General features: G+C 37.4%; 9 protein-coding genes and 1 tRNA gene. All 10 read right to left on the bottom strand.

Annotation, left to right across the window (positions count from 1 at the left end; genetic code table 11):
* Complete coding sequence (locus M9949_05680) at window positions 1–744, bottom strand: hypothetical protein (GenBank protein MCO5250895.1); 744 nt, start codon at window positions 742–744, stop codon at window positions 1–3.
* Between the two features lie 66 nt (window positions 745–810).
* Window positions 811–1884 carry a glycosyltransferase family 2 protein gene (locus M9949_05675; GenBank protein MCO5250894.1) on the bottom strand — a complete coding sequence of 358 codons (1074 nt, stop codon included), beginning with the start codon at window positions 1882–1884 and terminating at the stop codon, window positions 811–813.
* Window positions 1885–1890: 6 nt separating this feature from the next.
* Window positions 1891–2652: a T9SS type A sorting domain-containing protein gene (locus M9949_05670; GenBank protein ID MCO5250893.1), complete on the bottom strand. Its 762-nt coding sequence runs from the start codon at window positions 2650–2652 to the stop codon at window positions 1891–1893.
* Between the two features lie 74 nt (window positions 2653–2726).
* Window positions 2727–5978, bottom strand: coding sequence for a T9SS type A sorting domain-containing protein (locus tag M9949_05665; GenBank protein MCO5250892.1), 3252 nt, complete (start codon window positions 5976–5978; stop codon window positions 2727–2729).
* A gap of 28 nt (window positions 5979–6006) precedes the next feature.
* The gene (locus tag M9949_05660; protein MCO5250891.1) at window positions 6007–7212 is read right to left on the bottom strand and encodes a T9SS type A sorting domain-containing protein; all 1206 of its coding nucleotides are present in this window, start codon (window positions 7210–7212) and stop codon (window positions 6007–6009) included.
* Between the two features lies 1 nt (window position 7213).
* Window positions 7214–9145, bottom strand: coding sequence for a T9SS type A sorting domain-containing protein (locus tag M9949_05655; GenBank protein ID MCO5250890.1), 1932 nt, complete (start codon window positions 9143–9145; stop codon window positions 7214–7216).
* A gap of 83 nt (window positions 9146–9228) precedes the next feature.
* Window positions 9229–17259 carry a YCF48-related protein gene (locus tag M9949_05650; GenBank protein MCO5250889.1) on the bottom strand — a complete coding sequence of 2677 codons (8031 nt, stop codon included), beginning with the start codon at window positions 17257–17259 and terminating at the stop codon, window positions 9229–9231.
* A gap of 100 nt (window positions 17260–17359) precedes the next feature.
* A complete protein-coding gene (locus M9949_05645; GenBank protein MCO5250888.1) occupies window positions 17360–18091 on the bottom strand; it encodes a tetratricopeptide repeat protein in 732 nt (243 codons plus the stop codon).
* Between the two features lie 40 nt (window positions 18092–18131).
* Window positions 18132–18205, bottom strand: a tRNA-Arg gene (locus tag M9949_05640).
* Between the two features lie 160 nt (window positions 18206–18365).
* Window positions 18366–20510: a thiamine pyrophosphate-dependent enzyme gene (locus M9949_05635; GenBank protein MCO5250887.1), complete on the bottom strand. Its 2145-nt coding sequence runs from the start codon at window positions 20508–20510 to the stop codon at window positions 18366–18368.
* Window positions 20511–20689 lie beyond the last annotated feature (179 nt).

Raw genomic sequence — 20689 nt, 5'->3', positions numbered from 1 at the left:
CTAAAGATTTAATTGAAGTAGTATAAATACTTGAAAAGTCGTCACAGTTGGTTCTTGAAGTTCAAACATATTATTTGGAGTAAATAACTCGCCTCTTTCATCTTCCTTTCCGATTAAATTTAAAGCCGATACGGCAAAGCCTGCATTTATGTGAACCAAATCACGGAGTTTACCTTCAACGCCCACTCTTATGGTACCACCAAATCTGGTTGCCTTGGCTTTAGGTATCTCATTCCAAGAAGAGTCTGGTTGTACTTGTTGCAGAAATACTCGATTTCTGTGGGTTTCAATATTATTGATGAAAGAAACACGTCCTTCGATTCCTCCATAAATCTGAGCATTTGCAAAATCCATTTTGTAGAAGTTCACGTGCAATCCTGAACTTAAACTGGCAAGGTCGAAAGAATGTGTCCAAATTTCTACAATATGTGGGCTTAAATTGTGACGTTCTCGTCCGGTAAAGAATGAATATTCAAAACTGAAAGGTACGTAATATTTTTGTTCTTTATCAACCGGCATCGTTAACCGAAATTCGATACCGGGTTGAGCATCACGTAAAGCACCACCGAGTACCGCGTATCCATCATCAGTTACATATACCATAGGTTGTTTGGCGGGATTATCACCCAAAAGCGATGTGGTTGTAAGACCGAGGGCAACTTTAATGCCTCCCGGAAATTGAGCCTCAGAAATAGAGGCATTGAGTAAAAGTATAGTGAATATTGTGATTATGTATTTTGACATCTTTCTCTTTTTCCGTTTTCGTTTCTAATATAATGTATAGACAAAAATAAATGTCGTTTGTTACATTTATAAAATTTTTTCTTTGATACTGTAATTAATTGACTGAGATTCATTCAATCCTTTGGTGATGATTTCAGCAATCAAGCCTATTGATATGAACTGGACACCAACAATTATCATACCGATTCCAAATAAAGCTAAGGGACGATTACTAAGATAAGTATTTCCCAATGCCCATTCAATGGTCAAATAAATATTGATACATAGCCCAAGAATTGCAATCAGCGAACCCGTCGCTCCGAAGAAATGAAGTGGTCGCTTCATATATCTGGTAGTAAGCAATACAGTAAGCAAATCCAAAAAGCCGTTGACAAACCTTGAAAGACCAAATTTGGTTTTTCCATATTGCCGAGGATGATGGCTAACAGGCAATTCTGTGACCTTGAAGCCTTCCCAGTGCGCCAAAGCAGGAATGTAACGGTGCATCTCGCCATAAACATTGACCGTTTTTACAACTTCGCGCCTGTAAAGTTTCAATCCGCAGTTAAAATCGTGCAATTTGATTCCGCTCGCAATTGATGTAACAAAATTGAAAAACTTTGAGGGTAATGTTTTAGATATAGGGTCATAACGCTTCTTTTTCCATCCCGACACCAAGTCGTACCCTTCTTTAATTTTGTTAAGCAAATTCTCCAATTCTTTGGGGTCGTCTTGCAAATCGGCATCCATGGTTGCGACATATTTGCCGCGTGCCTGTCTGAAACCAACAGCAAGAGCGGCAGATTTGCCGTAATTGCGTCGAAATCTGATACACTTAAATCGTTTGTTTCGTTTGTTGATTTCCTTGATTACCTCGAAGGATTTATCTGTTGAGCCGTCATCTATAAAAATGACTTCCCATTTGCTTCCTGCGATTTTACGCAATTCGGATTCAAGCATTAATGATAATTCGGGCAAAGATTCCTCTTCATCCAACAATGGAATTACCACTGACATTAGAATATCTTTGTCTGCTTGGTTGCTATGAGCATTTTCGCGATTCCCAAATGCTTTCTTTTTCTTGGCAATCGGTTCAGAAGCAGTCGGAATAACGGTAATTTCTTTTGGTTTAGTCTTAGTCTCTTCGGTTTTGTCAGCCATTTGAACTTATTGTTTTATAAATTTTCCGTAATGAATACCATCAATCAAATAAAAATAAAGTCCTTGTGGCAGATTATTAACCGACATTAATTGATTTCCTGTAAATCGGGTCATGACTCTACCATCAATTGAGTAAACGATTAAATCATTAAAATCCTTTTTTCCAAACGATAAAATATCAACAACGGGATTTGGAAAAACTTCATAATCTGAAATATTTTCGTCATCTTCGATGATACTTGCCGCATTTTTAGAATAATATACATGAATGTAAAAAACCGTAAATGCATTATTTCTGAGTAATAGGGAATCCTTTTGCTTCATGTCGGCTTTGATAAATTGCCCGTTAAGGGCGTCTTTGATAAAGACTGAATCAACATGTTCGGAAAAAGCAAGATTATTCCATTTAATATAGACTTCCTTAGAAAATCCCCATTTAATATTCAATTTGTGCTTGATATAAAAATGTTCCTCTTCCGGTAATGCTTTGATGTCCATATTAGTGGAAATGATTTCATCCATTCCAAATCGGTTATAGATATATTCAAAATAGACATATAAACCCTCGGGTGGAGCAGGTGGCAAATCAAATTCGCCTAATTCTTTATCAACTCCGTCAGTTGCCAAATGAGAAACTCCAAACCCATAATTCCAACTTAGCGTAGCTCCGCGGTCGTTACTGATATTCAAATTTGTAACAGAATGAATTTGTGAATGCACACTTAAAGTGGCAAACAAAAGCAAAATAAAAACAATATACTTTTTCATAATAAATTCCAGTATTAAAAATAAAAGGGCAACAGGATAAATCCGGTTGCCCATATTAAAAGCATGAATACTTATTATTTCACGATGTTCAATTTGGCAGCAGTGCTAAATTGACCGGCTACAACTCTCAAAGTGTAGCTACCGGAAGCAAAAGCAGACAAATCAACATTATGAATGTAAGGACCAGCTGCAATTTCTTCGTTCAACAATACAGCAACTTGATTACCTAAGGCGTCATATAAGCCAACAACTACATTACCGCTTTCAGGTAAATTAATAGTCATAGTAGCATTATGAGTAGCAGGATTTGGATAAGTGCTGAATGCAAATGAATTGACATTGCTACTTGTTGGTTTCATGATTTTCACAGAGTTAAACGGAAGATTTCTAATTTGAACTGAACCGGATTTGCCGGCTTCGATTGTGCCATAAACTTCGCCCGTTACAGGGTCAATAAATGTCAAATTAGTTTCAGCATTGTTAACTGTGAATGATACCGGATATGTAGCACCTTGAAGAGTGATTACATTTTCTGTAGCATTGGTCAAGTAACTATTATCTTTAAATCTAATATCAAACAAACCTAATGGTGGAGTTGGTGGCAATTCAAAATTGTCAACTTCCAAATTAGTATTATTCGATACATATAATTGAGTAGATTTTTGTGCGTTATCACGAACACTAATCAATTGTGATCTGTCAAGAATATTTTGTTTTGTATCTTGAAGTGAACTTGCACTATTTTTTCCAGGATTTTCAGGAATAGGATTCTTAGGTGTATGAATCAATCTAAGGTATCCATCGCCGGAAGTTTTAATCCAATAGCCTAAACCGGGAGTTAAAACAGAAACTGGATGGTAACCCAAATCAGTTTTGTATCCCCAAACATCATAACGTCTTGTATAATCAGTATTTGGTAATGAACCGTCAGGAGTTGGAGTGAAAAGAATACCTTCAATACTTGTTTCTACCGAAAGAGCACCAATCAAATTCCAACCACCTCTGTATTGTGGGTCGCCCGGATCCGGTGCGTCGCCACCATAAACTCTAATATAGTCATTAGGAACGCCAACTTCGGTAATGAAAGCACCTGCAAAATTTGTATCAACAGTTTGAGGATATTTTACAAAATAACCTTCGCCAAATTTCAAGATTTCTGTTTGTTGATATTGAGTATTCACAAAAGCGTAAGGGATATTAATAGCGTTTTTGTAAACAACATCCCATTTGCTATTAGTTGGTTTCAATGGCATAGAAAGCAAGTTCCAACCAAATTTAATTACAGGAAAACCTTCTGAATCAACAAAACGTATTGTACTTGGTAAAGTATATTCAATTCTAAATTCTTTGACCCTTGGGTCTTGAATAGTATAAGCACGTGTTGTTGCCCCAGTAGGAGTAGCCAATCTCATATCAGTAGCAGGTGAAAGATCGCCTTGGAGAACCGAACGTATGAATAATTGTGCTCCATCAGGAAAATCTTGTGTATCCCATTCAACAATTATCGGATAGTCTTGTGCTGCGTTGTTGAAACGAGCTACATAAATATATGAGTTAACTCCTGCAGCCATTTTACTATTTCTAATATCACGCGAAATACTTCTTGGACCATTCACATTTGGTGCAAAATCACCAAAACCATAAGGAATTGCAGGATTTTCGGGGAACGGGTAGAAACGTACATCAAAGTTAGATGCTGACAAAGGAGTTGTATAAGCTCTTTCTCCGTATAGTAAATCAACACCGTCAGTAGCTCTATGACCTGTACCGAAAACCATATTCAAAGATTGACCGACTGCACCGGCAGAATTTGTAACTTTAAGATTAATACCGCCCGGAGTAGTTTTAGTCAATGAAGGTTCGAAAGGATTAGCCAAGAAATAGAATAATACTCTTACTCTAACCGGGCTAACAATTGCATAATCAGAATGAATTGTTATAAATCCTTCATGAAGTCCCCAAGGTTCTTCTCCCTTGTTTGTCAGTCTTGTAGGGTCGGCTTCGATTCTTACGAATATATCGCCATCATCTAAAGTTGTCTTAAACATCGGGTCTAATTCAGTTCCTAAGATACCATTGTCTAACCACTTTGCAGTTCCACTACGAGGTGTAGTTCTAAAAGTATTATTTTCATTAAGTGGGCTGCGACTTATTCTTAACCAATCGTTATCAGTTTCGATACGAATATTACTAAGTCTGGATTTTGTTGTACTGTTAGTGATTTTAATATTAGCAATACCATAAACTGTAGGTGAATTATCATCAACGGTAACAACTTGAGGTAAGTGATAGAGACTTCCATTATCAAATGAATCATATTCATCATCGGTTACTGATGCGACTCTAAATCTTGGCACCGCATCAGAAATCTTCAATGTAATAACACCTGGAAGTACCGGTTCTGATTTCCACATCCCATCATCTTGTAATGGACCGGGAAGAATAATATTGTTATCATCTTCAGAAATTGGTGCATTGTTCAGACCGTCTAAATAAGATTCAGGTACGAACAAATCACCATCCAATCTACCTCTGTTTGGTCCAATCAAAACACGATTATAAAGATTGCGATAGTTATTTACGTCATAGTCAGTCATGTGTTGCCATGCAAAATCTCTTGCAACGTCCATGTCGTTATATTTGACTTGTCTGTTGTCAATATACATTGGCGAAGTTTGTAACAACTGAAAACCAGGATCGCCCTCTACGCTTTTTGCAACAACACGGAATCTTACATACAACAGAACTTTATATTCTGTGAATAGTCTATCAGTATTAGGGAGCTCTTTGCCCGAAGCGCCAGCAATAACAATTCTGCGGCCTGATTCATTGTCACGTGAATCTTCCCATTTATTAGGGTTGAGGAAGTACCAATAGTAATCATCTTCGAAGTCATCAGTTTTGAATTCGAAAGTATTTGCTAATGGTTCGTAATCCAAGTCACTAACAAAAGACGGATGTGCTTTTTCAACACCTATAGCACGAACAGCTTGACCATTATAAAAAATCGAAAACTGAAAACTGGTAATCGGACTTACCGAATACAGTGCAACGCCTTCGGCGTTTGTATAGCTATACCAATTGTTTGTAATAAACACAGGTACCAAAAATTCGCGAGCGCCTGTTGTGGTTGGCGGGACCCAAATTCTTCCATCCGGATAGAAATCAGTGTCATAGGATTCGTCTTGTCCCATTAAACTCAATTTCGGTATTTGAGGACGGTTAGATTGTGAGTAAGAATCAGTAATTGTCAAGGCTATAAAACCAATAACCATAGACAGTAAAAAGGCATTTCTGATTTTACCTAAACGTAGTAAGAGTTTCATAATAACCCCCATAATAATTGAAAATTAACTAATTGTATATTAAAACTGCTTTTTTTACAAAAACCAAGTCTGACATTTGTATATTCAAAAAATATACTCCAGGAGTCAGATGACTTTTATCAATACTATATCTCACGTGAGATATATTCAAGAAAGTATTCACCAATTTACCTTCATAATTGAATAAATATATTGCTTTCATAGAGTTTGCTGATTGGTTGTCTATTGTAACATAAACGTCATCAGTCAATACTTTGATATAATTTGAGTAGTGTTTGTCTTCTACGACTGAAACAGTGGTATCTTGACCATCAATTACAGTTCTAATTTCGACAAAATCACCATTATATTCTGAAACGCAATTACATTCGCTCAATTGTAAAGGTACTACATTCAGCTTGTATGTTTGGTTCGAATCTTTTCTAATTTCACGTAACAAGATTGAGAATTCGTAAATATCAGGATTCAAATCATTTAATTTCACTTTTAGATTCACGCCATCTTGCAAAACGTTCTGTTCTAAAATCTCGAATGATGAATTTAAGGGTTCGATAGCTTCGATAACATAATTATCGGAATCGATTCTAACATCAAAACTCAAATCTTCATTACTAACATTCGATACATATTCAATTTTAGATTGGAACAATTTTGTATCTTCATCTTCAAAAACGAATAATTCTTCTTCGATTGCAATGTTGTAAATATAGTCAGGATTTTCGACCATATTTGGTTTAATCCAAAGAGTGTCGGAATTGATTACATTTTTTTGGAAATCATCGGTAAATTCGAGATATTCCAAAACGAGTGGAGTTGCAACGTTGCAGTCATGAATATATTTGCCCAAAAAACCAATCAAAGGTTTATTGCCACCCATTGGATGGTTTGCCAAAGCATATCCCTTAACTTTTCCATGATCCAATGCAAAGTTAATATCTTTCCATTCAAAGAATTCAGCTAATGTATTTATATAAACAGGAGTTTCAAACTTAATCAACTCCGGGTCATAAGAGACAGAAAAATCAAAACCGTATAATGAATCTTTAAGAGCGACATTCCCGACTTCTAACAATATTAAAATCTCTTTGTTGCGTTCGGTTCCGCAAAGTCTTGTATCATAATAGTTTCTAAGTACGGGTTTCACATCGTTTTGCGAAAATAATGAGGCACTGTTGCCGATGGAAATCATCGGCAACAGTAACAACATCATATATATCGTAAAACGCTTGTTCATTTTATCTGTTCAAAATCATTGTTTCTGAAACATTGACACCGCTTCCGCGTAATTTGTAGATATAGACTCCGTTGGCAACATTATTACCATTCATATCAGAGCCGTTCCACATATAAGAATGAACATCTGCAGTCAAATCTTCGTTAAAGATTTCTTTTACCAAATTACCTTGCAAATCATAAACACTTAGTGAATAGTTGCCTGATTGGGCAATATTAACATTGATAAGTGTATTTTCAGCAAATGGATTTGGAGTATTTGACAAGGTTAGCGTAGTTACATCACTTGATTCGATTGTATTAACAACAAGGTTCAAGTCACCAACTTCATTATCGTTAAATCTAATGTTTGTTAAATTCAAAGCTGCATCATTTAATCTTAAAGTAAGAATAACAACGGGGTCAGTATTTGAGAATTTACCATCTCCGGATACAACAATAGTATTAGAATTAGACATAACCATAATATTGGTAGATTCACTTTCATATTTGATAACATCAAGTATTTCGGCATTTACATCGAATTTAAATCCAAGTGCATGATTTAAAGCGCCATTCAAATAGATAGGTAATTGGATTTTTCCATTACCCAAATGAGTAATATTACCTAATTTGATATGATTAGCGTGCTCTTCAGCAGCTAATTTACCATAGTTTACAGAAGTATCAAGTAACCAAGGTAACTCAACAATCTTTGCACCGATATAACGCAAAATCCAAGCAGCATCATATTCATTAGCTTCAAAAAGAACTTGTTTGATAGAACTAATTTCATTTGGTAAATCATCAGTAAATACTTTGCTTCTTCTGGTAATATTAATTTTCTCGCCGGCAGTATTGTAGTAATATCTACCATTATGATTAACATCAGCATGATAAGCAGCACGACGTCTAACTGGATCTAAAGGAATACCGGTAGCGACTGATTTCAAAATCAATCTTACATCATTAACAGTCACAAATCTACTTTGTGGCATATTGTAATGTTTGTTACCGATAGCTTTTGAGAAGTCAACGTCTCCGTCACCCCACCATTCAGCAACATTAAATCTGATGCTTGCAGTAAAGAGGATTCTCTTATCGGAACCTGTTGAGGGTTGCCAATTTTGAGTAACGTCAGTTCTTGTGCTGGCTAATTCGATATCTCTATCGAAAAATAAACCATTCAAAAAGTCAGCACCTTCGCCAACGATTTTGCCTTCGCCTTTGATACCGGCAACTGCGCCTCTTGTGATAACGCGAGTATCAGTAATATCGGGACGATTACGTGGTCCTATAGAACCATAAGCGAATTCGATGTCACCTTGTTTTGAATATTCATCGTAAGATTCGTACAATCTAACTTGGAAATTACCAACGCTTGATTTAACATCTTCACCATCAAGATGATAGTTAATATTCAAATCTTTCCATTGTACGATAAATACCTTTCTTTCTATTCCTGTACTATCATCAAATTCAGAGATAGTTTTGTATGATATTTCTGAAGCAACGTAACCGTTAGTAAAGAAGTCTGTTTCATCTCTATAATAGTGGTCACCCCAAAAAGGAGCGATTACATTAGTTGGATAGCTATTCGCATCCAAAAATAGAGCTTGTGGATTTGGCGATGGCAAGAATGGAGGTGGTGACAAGGTAATATACCCATTAACACTAATCCACGCTTGGTTGAAGATTTCTCCGTTAAACTCGAAATCGAATCCGAGATTAACACGATAGTATCCATCTTTTTTGTTTGTTTCGTTAAAGTTAGGTCCTAACGAAAACGCACTGGCAGGTATTAAAGTTCCATCAGTAAATTCATCATATGGTTTGTTTTCAACCAGAGTGATGCTATTGAATTCACCGAACACCTGAGCAATTGCTGTTTGAGGCAGATTGACGATTACAGCAATTACTGTTATCATTATCGCACTCAATAGAAATTTTTTCATGATTATCTCCTATTTTTATATATTTATTTTCAATATTAATTTTGAGCAAGCTTCTCAAAAGAGAAGCCTGCTCAAGAATTGAATTATTTAACTATTACAATCGGATAAACGCTTGTAGCTTTACCGGAAACTAATCTAAGCATGTATTGACCGCTTGAGATTTTGTTACCGTCAGTTAAATTACCGTCCCAATTGATTTGGTAAGTACCGCTTGTCATAACATCGTTAGTAAGTGTCATCAACTCATTACCGATAAGGTCAACCAACTGAATGGTAACATTACCGCTGTTAAGCAGTTCGAATTCGATTGTAGTATTTTCGTTGACCGGGTTTGGCGATACGCTAACGATACGAGTTGCAGTAGCATTTGGATTAATTTCGGTTACCGAGTTAGTCCAGTCATGCATAATTACAAATCCTTCTATAGCATTGTCAATCACAGTAACAACAGCTCTACCACCAACCATTTCAAATCTAATGGAACTTGTGTAATAGTTTTGCATTGGGTCTCTCATATTGAAAGTAAAGAGATTACCATCTGAGAATCTGTCTCTTAGGTGCCACGAAGAACCGGCAGGGTTTTTCGCTGCATCATTGAGAGCAGGTATTTCGTTCGGATCCCAAGATATTTTAACAGGATAAAGTGCAGATGTTCCACCGGCGAGACCGCCTGCTTGGAATATTGCTTTATAAATATAAACCCTATTATTATTGCTAATTGCAGTCGGGAAGATGTTATAATGAACACCTTGTCTGTTTGCAATTTCCCATCTTGAATCAAATACGTCATTAAATGGAACTGGTGGTAATTCATATTCGCAAAGTTCTGCATCAAGTTTACCAACATATTCGCCATCATTACCATCACCTGTTGAAGTACCGGGAACGCTTGAAGTACCAAATATCAAATCTTGGAATGCACCATTAACATTTTCAACTCTCACTGTAGCAGTAAAGTTTGTTTCTAATGATACGTTCAATTTAAAGATTTTCTCATATTTATTGTTAAATGCATCTTCAACAATTACTTTGATAGTTACTTTTCCATCCGGATCAGGTTGAATTGTTCCGGTCTTTGTAATTGTAATTTCAAAATTATCGGTTGTTCCATTACCTGTGTAGGTATTTGGTGTTACGGTAAATCCTTGCAAAGGAAGATCTTCAGCATTCAACAATGTAATTGTAACTGTTTCAGCAGGAATCGTTCTCAACAAGTCTATATCAGTTATAGTGAAAGTAGTGCTCCAAGGTGAATTTGGATCTATACAATCAACCGAAGGAATACCTGTTACGAAAGGATTATGTGAAACACCATGAACTACCATAGGCATTTGAGCATATGTCGAAAGACCATCTTCGTCTGTAACTACAACAGTTACTATGATGTCTTTAGGAGCATCTTTAACTCTTGGAGTTCCGTATAATACGCCTGTATTTGGATTGATTTTCAACCAACGTGGTGTAGTCTTCTTGTTAGTCAAGTCAATGTCACCTGCTTCTTCGAAACAAGGGTCAATAGGAATTGAATTTTCAGGAGTATCTACATAAATCAATCTGTAAGTATGCTTTTGACCAAAGTTAGGGTCAGTAACAATAATTCTACGAGTTTGATCTAATAATGTCGGATTATAGTCTCTATCTTCAATTGCAGCCGGTAACGAATCTGTAACGATTGTTGGTACGACATTAATCATAACTCTGTATTGCTTTGAAGCAATTCCTGAATGACCGTCGTTAACGACAACTGTAAATATAGTATCAGTATGGAAAGCACCATGATATTGTGGGTCTGGAGTAAGCATTGCAAAAGCTTCATCTGCTGGAATTCTGATATTAATCTTACCATATGCTGTGAAATCAGTTGCAAATTCATCCGTTTGAGTTTCACCATCATAGAGATACATATATTTAGGATCCATCCATTCTGGTCTTGATTGAACTAAGTAAACACCGTCTTCCCATTTAATTGGCATATCACTATCATATTCAATTTCGTCGAATATTGCTGTATCAGCAGGATTCATACGTATTGCTTTGCTAATGAATCCATAAGAAGTTCTACCATAACGGAAGTCCCAACCGGCAGCTGCAGGCGAATGGTCTTCTAATTCGTCATCAGTATTGATGTCAATTTGGAATCTAAGTTTGTCTGTTAAGTTAGCAATCAATCTATTATCTCTGTCAAATCCACATGGATAAACTGAAGGAACATAATCAACATATATTTCATTTTCATTATCCATTCTGTAAATTGTTTCTTCATCTCCAGGTTCAAGGAATCTAGGAACGCTGTCAACAACAAAGATGTGGAATTGATAAGAATTAGTATATCTTGAACCTACATTGATTGTATCTTGTTGCAAATATCTTGCATTTACTTCATCATACATTTCAGCGTGCATATAAGAAGGGAATGTTTCGATATATTGTGCAATCACATCTAGGTCTAACGGTGGTTGCAATGCCAACAATGAATCAAGTGTTCTGTAATGAGGAGGATAGTTTTCAGAGTAAACTCTTACCCATTCTCCACCAGGCACTACAAAAGGATTGATTGGGCGACCTGCTAATTCGAGATAGCCATAAGCACCATCTTTTACAGGGTCCGCAGCTGTTTTTCTATTTACGACTAACCAATGAGTTAAACCTGAATTTGGTTCAAGCTCAATTCTATAACCTAATTGTGAATAGTCAGCCGGAATTTCCAAATACCTTGGGTCCCAGAATCTATTTGTATCAACTGCTGTAATGTTTAATATGGAGTCTCTTCCACGTCCACCGGCTAATTCACCTGATGGGTCACCTTCGATATCTAAACCGCTATATTTACGGAATTCAACTGGATAAGGTCTATCTTCAGTAACAAATACTTTGTTTAAGAATTCAGTAATAACAATTTCTTCTTTAACATCAGGATCGTCGTACGATGGAAGTGTTTTGAAAATAGTGTCAGTTTGTAATTTCACGATATCGCCTGTAAATACAGGAGGTTCTGTTGATTCTACGATTCTGAAAGCAGTTCCTTTCATAGCCGCTTCATGAACGCCTTCTCTCCAGAGAATAGTTCTTGATACGATTTGTACTGAGTCACCAACTCTTACTGGTAATGAACGGTATCTTTCGCCACCAAAGTAAGTAGTTCTTGATTCGCCATTGATTAAGTTTGATGCAGGCATACCAGGACGGTTGCTGAATAAATCAGGAACTCTACCAAGTAGTCTGTGAGTTTGAGCAGTATAACGACGACCTTGTAGGACACCGAAATCTTCATCATAAGGATTTAAGTACAATCTCTTTAACAATTCAGGACCTGAACCTAAGTTAGCCAAACCTTCTGCTGAACGTCTCCAAGTTGGGTCACGTCTTTCTGAAGAGTCAGGAATCATTTCGATTGTAGCTCTGAAAGTTTCTCTATGTGGAGCATCTTCACTTACTTGTTCAAGATTTGCACGTATAAAGTCACCTGTATTCAAGTTGATTACAAAGTAAACTGTATGGTTCAATAATCTTGGGTCATGATTGCTTCTTCTTGTTAAGTCATCATAATTAGCTCTTGCTTCAAGATACAGAGGATAGCCAATTGGATGATAGTTAACACCTTCAACATCAGGTTTGAATTCTGTAAGAAGAGCTGCAATACCCGGATATTTCAAATTATTATCTTCATCTCTTGCTTCTGCAATAAACGGATCGCGAGTCCAACGTTTGATTACCTTACCGTATGAAGGTTGGTTAAGGTTATCGAAGGTTCTTAACTTAGGCGGAATACCTGCAGCAAAGTCTTCAATCGGGCTCATTCTTCTGTTTGAATAGTCAGCAGTTTTGATGTCTGTGTTTTTGTCATATAAATCATAAACATGACCCGACATGAGTAATTTTTCAGGAATACTCATTGCATCATGTGTATTTTGTGTACCGTCTTCGTTTTTCAATACAACAGGAACATAAATAACGTCGCCTCTTGAAATTGATTCAAATGGACCTTTTTGTCTTGGGTCAGCAGGATTTGGATTAATCAATTCAGGATATAAGAATTGTAACCAAGTATTGCCATCACCTGAAACGAAGAAAGTTTCCATTCTTGCAAATTGTGGATTTTCTTGCATATGAGGCAATGTAAAATGAACATTTGCTTCAGTTGCACCCCAGAAGTTACCGCGTAAAGTATCAGTACCACCATATCCAAGACCTGTAGTACCTGCCAATATACCTTTTGAATTCGGTGCATCGGGCAATCTAATTAAGAATCTTGCATTGTTGTTGTAAATACTGTTGGCAGCTTCTGAATATGTATAAGCTGGTAATGGACCTTGAACTTCACCATAAATAGTAGCACCTGCGAGGTCTGATGAAGCTTCGTTAAAGTCAATATTGCCACCGTTATCTCTTGAAAGAGCGCCGGTGATAACATTTTGTTCCATTCCAATCATTGAATAAGCATTGTTGCCTGTAACTAACGAACGAGTTAAGATAAGTTTCAAGTCATAGTTGTCCGAATAGATTGCTGAACCTGAATAAGCCATGTTATCTTGAATTCTAACACGATTAAAGTTCACAGAATCAATTCTGCCAATTTTTGATTGTGAAACACTATCAAGAATATAAAGTGCACCACCAAGACCGATACCATTTTCAGGTAACCATGAATCAAGGTTGTAGCGATTTACATCAGTAAAGCTCATATTAGTAGGATTAGCTTTTGTCCAAGAAGCTCCGGCGTCCATAGTTCTTAGTACCAAACCGGCATCGCCGACAATGTAACCAACATTTGGAGTTGGGAAGCTAAGTCCATGATAGTTTAATTCAGTATCAGTAGTCATTGGGGTCCAAGTTGAACCACCATCAACTGATTTCCAAGCCAAACCGCCTGTACCAATCATATAGCCGTTAGTTTGACCGATGAAAGTAATATCTTTCAAGTGGTTCATGATTCCAAAGTCAACTAAATTCCAGGTATTACCTGCATTTTCAGTTACTAAGAATGTTCCGTTTTGACCTAAGATAAAGCCTTTGTTAGAATTTACAAAATGAACTGAGTTCAAATCTTGGTAAGTTCCTGCAAGGTCAATAAATTCCCAGTTAATACCATCTGAAGTTCTTAATACTTCAGCGTTGTTACCAACTGCGAAACCTACATTAGTCGAAACAAAGAATACACTCTTCAAATCAAGGATACCTGGTTTTGTAACAGACCAAGTAGCGCCGGCATTAACAGTTCTTAAGATGTAACCATCATCACAAACTGCATAACCAACGTTTGAACCTACAAAGAATACATCATTGATTCTCTTGTCAGTATTTGTATTTAGCATTTGGAAAGTAGCACCACCGTCAATAGTTTTAACGATAATACCACGGTCGCCACCAAAGTAGCCAACCATTTCTGAAGTAAATGCAACAGTAGTGAATCTATAAGGAACACCTGTGTTCAAGTATTGCCAATCATCACCGCTATTTGTAAATTTGATAGCTACACCATTCATGCCGACAGCATAACCTGTAGTATTAGTTACCCATTTTGTGGCTAACAAATCTAAAGTTGTAACCGGAGTACCTTGACCAACTTGAGTTGTTCCTGTACCCATTTGAGCTTGAACGAGTTCATTATCTTGGTCAAGAATAATCTTGTTATCAATGAATCTTGTCAACATTCTTACGTCAGCAGGGAAAGTTTGGTCAGCACCTGTAAAGGCACCATTATGAGGAATATAACCAATAGGTAAACCGTTCTCGTAATAAATTTCATCTAAGTCTGTAAGGAAGTAACGTTTTGTAGCTGCATCTTGGAGATTAACCAAAGATACCGCACCACCATTACCATTATATACAGTGTTGTTCAAAAAGTCAACACCTTTGATAACGTTCAATTCACCATTAAATGAATAAATCGCACCACCACCACGAATTTGAGTTATGTTATCTTCTTCCATACCTTCACCGACAACGTTGCCGATAAATTCTGCACGGATAAGTGAAACAGCTCTCTTAACTGGAGGAACCGGAGGAATTGCATTCGGGATTCTGATGTCAATTGCACCACCGGAGAAACCGGCTGTATTGTTCCAGAATCTAACTGAATATTTACCGTCATAACCTAATAAAGCATTTGCTTCAACACCGCCTGAGCCATTAACAGACATATTTCTCTTAGTGAGAATTGCACCGCCATGAGTCAAAGCCGAGTTACCTTCAAATTTAATATCGAAACCATAATCTCTTGTTTCGAGTTTAGCATCCGAACCACCAACAACAGGTGAAGAATGTTCTGAAGTATTACCATCAATAAAAATCGCACCACCGGCAGCAGATTTGTTGCCTGTGAAATAAGTTTCATTAACGTTTTCGCGTGATGGACCGCCTCTTACTTGAAGTCTGCCGAGTGTATTTTCCATGAAAATCGCACCACCTTGTGAGTAACCGGCAGAAGTAACACCAAATAATTCACCATCTTCAAAATATTTAGCATAAGTACTATTATCAGTATATTCACCGGCAACAATCATCGAAGTGTAATTAGCAATGTATAAAGCACCACCGCGAGCACCATGTGAATTCATTGATTGCTGGAAGTTTCTTGATTCGTTATCTCTGGCAATAAAAGTATCGGGGTTATCGAAGAATACAACTTCGCCACCAATATTAATACTATTATTGAAACCTAAAGCAACTTCAATTTGTCTTTCTTTGTATTCAGGCATACCTGAAATGTAAATCGCACCACCATAAGCATGATTGCCTGCTTGCATTGGATAGTTAGCAGGTTCATCAGTTACGTCACGAGTAATTTGGCGACCATCTTGCATTTCAACTCTAACATTAGCTAATTGAACCATGTTATTGTGGAATTCAAGATTACGCATTCTACCCAAGAACATAGCTAAACGAGCATCATCAAAAGCTTGACGATAAGTAGCGTTATTGCTTCCCCAAGGCTCTGACATACTCATACTTTCATCAATATTATCAATTCTCAAAGTTGGATTTTGAGTATTTATAATAGAAGGAGTACCATCAGGATTTGTAACGTGTGGGTTTTTAGTAGCAGGATAGTAGCCCACGCCTTGAGTACTTCCACCAAAAGTAGAAGCAAGTTCCATAGGAGCGGACAAAATATTCAAAGCACCGCCGCGAAGACGAGCCATGTTATTTGAAAATTTACAATCAATCAACCAAGTTCTTGATGAGAAAGTAGTGATAGCACCACCTGCACCATTAGTTAATTGTTTCATTCTCATGTTTAGAGCGCTCGTTGCACCACCCGGATAAAGGGGAACTCTATCCACGGTTGTATCTTTCTTGAAAGATTCGAATTCTACATTTCTGAAGAAAGCAGCTCTTGCACCGGGTAATACAATAATATGACCCCATTCGCGGGACATATCGAAAGCTTGACCGATGAACTTAATCGTTTCGGGATTGATAGTAGCGACTTTGCCACCAACTCTTCTCCAAGGCATAGTTTTAAGATTAGGGTCGTAATTTTCGGGGTCAAAATTCAAACGTGAAGCTTGATACATCAATGCTTGCTCGTACGAAAGTACGATATGGTTTGAATTGTTTTGAGCCACAGCATTACGGAATCTTGGGTAGTTGCTACTGCTGGGGTCAACAATATCAACAATTTGTCTTGTTGATTTATTCAACAACACATGGAAAATATGATTATACTTATCCAAATGGACCGTTGGGTCCTTTGGTGTTTCAACTCTAATAGTGCGAGCAGCACCAGAGTTGTCATTGTATTGGTCAACAGCATTGTAGAAGAAATACTCGTAACTAGCGTGACCAAGCGGCTCATACGTTAAAACTGGGTTTAAACCACCCGGTCTTTCAATATAAGAAGCTTTTGCAAGCCCATCGGCTAAAACTCTGCCGCCTGCGGCGACAATCAATCTGCCATTGGGATGCATGTAGAGTGTAGTTCCGGGTTCGATGATAAGAGTTCCGTTTACAGTGTAATCCTTATTGAATATGTAAACAGAGTCTTTCATGAAAACCCTTACTTGACCCGGCTCAATGGAGCCGGATACGTAAACTTGGTTTGACTGAGCGTATCCGTAAGACAGGATGCCCAATAGTACCACCAAAAAACTCAAACGAATCAATCGTTTCATGATACCTCCAAAAATTTAATACTTATGTACAACAAATTATATATTAACATCTATTTCAATCATATAATAAAACAAAAATACGGGTTTGAACCCAATCAACTTATTCAATAATCGTGCCAAGTCGAATCAATCCCGCCTTAGCCATGGGTGTAAATTCAGTTAACTGATTCTCTTCAATGATAGTTCTAAAAATTTTCTCGGCTTTGTCTGTATCGCCGTTTTTTTCAAAACATAATGCGGCATAGAAAGAATAGCGTGATTTGGTATTATCATCCTCGGCTAATTCTGATGCCGATTGGTAATTTTGAGCAGCTTCTTTCAGATTGCCTTTCTGTTCGTGAACAGAAGCAATGCCTGCCAATCCACCCATATGAACGATATTTGCATCGGATTTTGAAGCCTTTTCAAAGTAGCTCAAAGCATTATCGTAATCGGCTTTATCGGCGTAAATTGTTGCAACATATAAAGATGCAGTTTTGCCTTGAGAAGTACTCTGATATTCATCTGCTATGTACTTGAGTCCTAAGACTTTTTCTCCCAAATAGGTTTTATCGGGGTCGCCGTTGAGCGCCTTATCGAAATCACCTGCCTGGAAGTATGGTACAATGCGTGTCATCAAGGTTGCTACCCTGATTTCATTTTCGTTTGCCTGGTACCTCATATAGAGAAGCAATGCTACTAATGCTATGACTACTATTGATACAATGATTATTGGTTTACTGTATTTTTGAATGAAATTTTCCGCCGGGTTGCGGTCTTCAGAAACTTCATCAACTGACGAATCTCCTTCATTCATGTAGTTCTCTTTGTCTAATTCTGTTCTCTTTTTCATCTACCCTTTCTGAAAATAAGTTAATAACTATCTTAGTTTGTACGCCCGAAGGGAGTCGAACCCCCAACCTTTGGAACCGGAATCCAATACTCTATCCAATTGAGCTACGGGCGCAAAAAAATTTCCCGCTCAATAGTACGCAAATATATGCTAAGTTTGCCGAATAAACAATTATTATTTCGGCAACTTTCAGCATATCAAATATAATAAATAAACTTTAAACAATATCCTTGTGTGTGATATTTCACACTGTCAACTAAATTCCACACAATTTTCAAAATTGTAAGGTCTCCTTTACGGCTTTGATGACATCATTTTTATTTGGTAAAGTTATACTTTCATAACTTTTTGCAAATCCTACAGGTACATCTTTCGACCCAACTCTCATAATTGGAGCATCTAATGAACGGAATGCCTCTTTAGCAACTGTTGCTACTATCTCTCCACCAAATCCGCCCGTTACTTTGTCCTCGTGAACTACTACCAAGCGATTTGTCTTTCTGACCGATTCGAGCACTGCTTCTTTATCCCAAGGGATTATCGAACGAAGGTCAATCACTTCGACCGATACTCCATCATTTGCAAGTTCTTCGGCTGCCATCATACTCAGATGAACTGTTGTCCCGAATGATACAATGGTAATATCACTACCCGAACGGCGAGTTTTAGCTTTACCGAAAGGAATTATAAAATCATCATCAGGTGTAGGTGCTGATGCGGCTTTGAAATTATACAAAAATTTTGGTTCTAAAAATAATGTTGTACCGCGTGAACGAATTGCATTACGCAAAAGTCCTACGGCGTCATCTGCAAACGAGGGCATAACTATTCGAATACCGGGAATTGTACTTAATGTACCTTCGAGGTTTTGCGAATGATATAATCCACCTTGGATATAGCCGCCACTTGCGATTCTAATGACAACATTAGGAGAAAATTGCCCTCGAGTACGCCAGTAATCATGCGAACATTCTATTAATTGTTCCATTGCGGGCCAAAAATAATCTGCAAATTCTGCACCTTCTACCACTACGCGGACTTTTTCGTTGTAACGAGTAAATCCATTAGCTGTACCGACGATACAGTCCTCGGCAATAGCTGCATTGAAAACGCGTTCTTTGCCAAATTCCTGAGGCATACCTTTTACAACATTGAAAACGCCGCCTTTGCCTATGTCCTGACCCCATAAGAAGGTATCAGGATTTCTGCGGAATTCTTCTTTCAGTGTATGATTTATACCTTCAATAAATTGAATTCGCGGAGCATCAGGATTAATAGCAGTTTCAGTATTGTCAGAAATTTTTACATAGGGTTCGGGAATTATAAATTGGTCCCAGCTTTTGCCGTCTGCATCAGGAGCAGCTTCAGCTTTATCAGCTGCAGAAAAGATGATTTCCTTGTTTTCTTCTTCGATAGCTTCTATTTCTTTCAAAGTGAGAAACTTCTTGTCCAGCAAGTGCCAGCGGAACTGCATCAATGGGTCACGACGTTTTAGAGTAGTTCTTTCTTCTTCTGAGCGATACAGTTCGTGTCTGTCCGAATTGGAATGTGAACCTATTCTGTCGCAATCTGCGTGAATCATTGCCGGTCCTTTGCCTTCGCGAATATGCTCGATAGCCGCAGTGAGAGCTTTATGACAATCAAATGGGTCTCTACCGTCGCATTCGATTATTTTCATATTCTTAAATCCAATGAAGTTATCGCTCACAACCATGTTGCCTGATACTTCGTGTAAAGGAACCGAGATGCCGAATTTATTGTTCTGAATAACAAAGACAACAGGCAATTTATCAAGATTAGCGGCACTTATAGCTTCGTAGAAATAACCTTCGGCAGTAGCGGATTCGCCACCTGAATAGAATGCTATTTCGTCACCATTATATTTTTTAATCGCACGAGCAACACCAACAGCATGAAGGCTGTGATTGCCTGTACATGAAGATACATTTTGGATACGAATCGAAGGTTTGGCAAAGTGATTGCTCATGTGGCGTCCACCACCTGCTACATCAGTATCCTTGCTCAATCCGTTAAGAATGATTTCTTCGACTGTAATACCACCTGCCAAAGAAGTCAACATGTCACGATAGTACGGAAACAAAAAGTCGTGATTTTGGCGAAACATTAAGCCCAAAGCAAGCTGGATGCCGTCATGCCCCGCAAAAGGTGCATGATATGACCAGCCCTTAGCCATTTTTAGATACAAAGCAGCTTTGTCATCTAATCTTCTGCCTAAGTGATTTAGTTTGTACCAGTCAATTATAGTTTCTTTGTCAAATTTGCCAAAGTCGAATGCACTGAATAAGTCAACTTCGATTTCGTGGTCTTGATAATTCATGGTAACAGTAGCAGACTTTTTACCTGACCCGTTTTTCGCCGTTTTAACATCTATTTTTGAAGCGGTTGCATTAACTGCCATCAAAATCTCCATCATAATAATCAAAAATAATAAAAATCAACCTATTATGGTTAAGATTTACTTGGACGCTTATACTTTTGTTTTATTTGTAAAATTTCAAATTTTAGAAGTAATCAGTATTTTAAGATATTGTGTTCAATTTTTGGAAAGATAATTGCTATATATAGTATTGTATAAGT

The organism is Candidatus Kapaibacterium sp. (assembly GCA_023957315.1).
In the GTDB taxonomy this organism is placed as follows: domain Bacteria; phylum Bacteroidota; class Ignavibacteria; order Kapaibacteriales; family UBA2268; genus PGYU01.
The sequence above is the reverse complement of the archived record's forward strand: the minus strand, read 5'-3'. Positions and strand labels throughout refer to the sequence as shown.